This window comes from Leisingera sp. JC1 (assembly GCF_001679925.1).
In the GTDB taxonomy this organism is placed as follows: domain Bacteria; phylum Pseudomonadota; class Alphaproteobacteria; order Rhodobacterales; family Rhodobacteraceae; genus Leisingera.
The window spans coordinates 1-3,035 of the sequence record NZ_LYUZ01000004.1 but is presented as its reverse complement, the minus strand read 5'-3'; the positions used below and the strand labels follow the sequence as shown (position 1 = coordinate 3,035).

Sequence of the window (3,035 nt, the reverse complement as noted above, 5' to 3'; positions counted from 1 at the left end):
CAAGTGAAGACAGCATCCGCCAGGCCTGCCGCACAGCCCTGGCCGACTACCAGCAGCCCGCCCTGATCAAACACCTCCCCGCCCTGCCCCGCCAGGCCAACGGCAAGATCAGCCGCCGCGAAATCTCGGCCCAATACGCACAGGAGATGGTTCCCGCATGACCTACGACATGATCCTTGAGGCCATCCGCCAGACCCTGTCCGGCCCGCTCGCCAATCCGCATATGCAGAACTTCTCCGCACAGGCGGTGCTGAACGACGACCTGCACATCGACTCGGTGATCCTCATCAACCTGATGCTGCACCTGGAGACGGACCACGGCATCGAGATGCCCGAACGCGAGCTGTCCAAGGATGACTTCGCCACCGTCGACGGGCTGATCCGGATGCTGCTGGGCGAAGAACCCGCGCCGCAGGCAGACACCGCCCCTGCCCCCAGCGAGATCACCGTGCATTGCTTTGTCAGCTGCCTCTGCGCCGCGATCCGCCGGCATGAGCACCTGAACTTCCGCCCGTTCTACTTCGGCACCTGGGACAGCAGCTTTGCCGTCACACCCGCCATGCAGCTCGCCTACCACAGCGAGGAGATCACCCAGGACCTGTATGCCGATTGGGTCGAACGGCTCTACAACATCCCGGTGCGCGAATGGTACGACCACGGCAAGACCAAGGAGCAGAACCTGATCCGCTTCGAACAGCTCCTCTCAACCAAGTCCGATGACGAGCAGCTGGTGGTCTTCCTCGACATGTTCCACCTGCCGGAGCGCGAGAACAAGTACAACCAGAACCCTTTCCCGCATTACGTCATCATCGAGCTGACCGACGACCCGGATCTCTGGCACCTTTATGACCCGGACTACCGCTGGCGCGGCGACCTGCCGCGCGAGACCATCCTGAACGCCATGGCGCAGTCCACGGTGGCGGGCGGATACATCCTGAACAGCGGCAACGCCCAGGCACCGCAGCCACAGGATCTGGCGGCCTATTTCACTGAGACCTTCCGCAGTGAAGACAACCCGCTGACCTCCGCCCTGCGGCGGATCTTCAGCTACCACTGCGACCCCGCCCGCCCGCTGGCACTGGCGGACCTGGGCCGCGCGGTGCGGGAAATGCCGGTGCTCTCCTTGCGCAAATACGCCTATGAGCACGCCTTCGCCTTCTTCTGGCAGGAGCTGGACACCGCATTTGAGACCTTCGACGCCGAATGCGACCGGGTGGAGGCGCTCTACGAAGGCTTCCGCAGCCTTCACTTCCTGGCCGCCCGCATCGCCCATACAGGCGACCGCGCCATGATCCCCGACCTGTTCGCGGCGCTGGATGCGCTGGACCAGCTTGAATTCACCATCAAAGCGGCGCTCAAGGCCCAGTTTGACATCTGGTGCGCCGCCAACCTGCCAGCCCAGCCCAGTTTTCCGGCCAGCTCCCAACTGGACGACACCCAGCCGCAGGAGGTTCCGGCATGAAAATCTCGCTTTGCACCATTTCCTTCCGCCACCAGCTGATCGGGCTCAAGGACATAGCCTTCTGGGCCCGCGACAACGGCTTTCAGGGGATTGAGCTCTGGGGCGTGCACGCCCGCAACCAGTCGCCGCTGGCGATCCACAATGCCCAGTGGATGGCGGCGCAAGGCCTGTCGGTTCCGATGATCAGCGACTACCTGCCGCTGCATGACCCGGACCTCTTGCGCGACCGCACCCTGGCGCTCTGTGCCCAGGCCCGCACCTGGGGGGCTGGCAAAATGCGCACCTTCGCAGGCCAGCAGGCCAGCGCCGATGCCACACCGGACGAGCGCCGCCAGACCATCCGCGCCCTGCGCGAGGCCTGCATTATCGCCGCGGATCACGGGCTGCGCCTGCTGGTCGAGACCCACCCCGGCACCCTCGCCGACTCGCTAACGGCGACCTGCGGCCTGATCGACGCCACGGACCACGACGCACTCGCCATCAACTTCGACGCGCTGCACGTCTGGGAGGGCGGCGACGACCCAGTGGAGGCCCGCCGCATCCTGTTGCCCCGCATCGCTCATTACCACCTGAAAAACGTCTCCGCCCGCGAGTGCCTGGACGTCTTTGCCCCCGGCAACGTCTACAGCGCCGCAGGCAGCCGCGACGGCATGGTGCCGCTGTTCGAAGGCGCCTATGACTACAGCGCCCTGCTGGAGGCAATGGCGCAGGACCCGGCTTGCGAGGCCTCGCTGGAATGGTTCGGGGATGCGGTTTTCCAGACCCTAAAAAGCGATTTCTCCCAGATTCGCGCCCGCATCCGGCAGCACATGCCCGAGGCCGCCGAAGCAGTCTGAAAATCCCGGAACCCGGTCCAGGCAAAAGAAGCCCGGCACGCTGGAAGGCGTGCCGGGTTTCCTGTTTCTGCATTCTGCCTGTGTGGAATTACACCGCCACCCGCTCCGACGTCCCGGCCTGGCGCTGCCACAGCCCGGCATAGACCCCCTGCCGCGCCAGCAGGTCGGCATGGCTGCCGTCCTCGGCAATGGCGCCGTCCTGCAGCACCACGATCCGGTCCATCTGCGCAATCGTCGACAGCCGGTGCGCAATCGCAATCACCGTCTTCCCCTGCATCACGTCCAGCAGCGTCCTCTGGATCGCCGCCTCCACCGCGCTATCGAGCGCCGAGGTCGCCTCGTCCAGAATCAGCACCGGCGCGTTTTTCAGCACCACCCGCGCAATCGCGATCCGCTGCCGCTGGCCGCCCGACAGCGCCACGCCGCGCTCGCCCACATGGGCGTCATAACCGGTCCGCCCCGCGTGGTCGCGCAGCCCCATGATGAACTCATGCGCCGCCGCCCGCTTGGCGGCGGCAATCATCTCCGCCTCCGTCGCGCCCGGGTTGCCGTACATGATGTTCGCCCGCACCGAGCGGTGGATCAGCGAGGTGTTCTGCGTCACCACCCCGATCCGGCTGCGCAGGCTCTCCTGCGTCACTTCACGGATGTCCTGCCCGTCGATCAGGATGCGCCCGCCCTCCGGGTCGCGGAACCGCAGCAGCAGGTTGATCAGGGTCGATTTCCCCGCCCCCGAC

3 protein-coding genes are annotated in these 3,035 nt (G+C 65.8%); 2 read left to right on the top strand and 1 reads right to left on the bottom strand.

Annotated features, from left to right (window positions below; all coding sequences use genetic code 11):
* Nucleotides 1–157: 157 nt before the first annotated feature.
* Together A9D60_RS02820 and A9D60_RS02815 are read left to right on the top strand one after the other, a co-directional pair.
* The gene (locus A9D60_RS02820) at nucleotides 158–1,462 is read left to right on the top strand and encodes a DUF6005 family protein (RefSeq protein WP_065266217.1); all 1,305 of its coding nucleotides are present in this window, start codon (nucleotides 158–160) and stop codon (nucleotides 1,460–1,462) included.
* Entirely contained in the window at nucleotides 1,459–2,298 is an 840-nt protein-coding gene (locus A9D60_RS02815; RefSeq protein ID WP_065266216.1) for a sugar phosphate isomerase/epimerase family protein, read from the top strand. Before A9D60_RS02820 ends, A9D60_RS02815 begins: the two co-directional genes overlap by 4 nt.
* An 88-nt stretch (nucleotides 2,299–2,386) precedes the next feature.
* Here the strand turns inward: A9D60_RS02815 and A9D60_RS02810 are convergent.
* Nucleotides 2,387–3,035 (bottom strand): ABC transporter ATP-binding protein (locus tag A9D60_RS02810; RefSeq protein ID WP_141117794.1); only part of this gene is annotated, 649 nt, incomplete at its 5' end.